A 383-nucleotide genomic window follows, 5' to 3' on the forward strand; every position below is an offset into this window, starting at 1 on the left:
CGCACGGCGTGGATCGACGAGATCGTGGAGCGCCGCTGGCAGGGGCGCACCCTGCGATTTCGGCGCGTGGTGCGGCTGGTGCGCCGGGAGGCCGACCGGCACGGGCAGCTTCTGTTGACCCCGGAGATCGAGATCGAGGGCTGGTGGACCTCGGTGGAGTTGCCCGGGGAAGAGGTCGCCAAGGCGTACAACGGCCGGGGGACAAGCGAGCAGTTCCACAGCGAGTTCAAAACCGACCTGAACCTGGAGCGGTTGCCGTCGGGGAAGTTTCGGACGAACGCGCTGGTGGTGGCGTTGGGGGTGGTGGCCTACAACCTTCTGCGACTGCTGGGGCAAAAGGTGCTCGTGGGCCCGGGGGCGCCGGTTCGGCACCCGGCCGAGCG

General features: G+C 69.2%; 1 protein-coding gene. It reads left to right on the plus strand.

All coding sequences use genetic code 11. The annotated features are described in order from the left end of the window. A partial coding sequence (locus ACYQ8L_RS18650; RefSeq protein ID WP_459943320.1) for a transposase occupies nucleotides 1-383 on the plus strand: 383 nt, incomplete at both ends.

It is taken from the genome of Deferrisoma palaeochoriense, assembly GCF_054656955.1.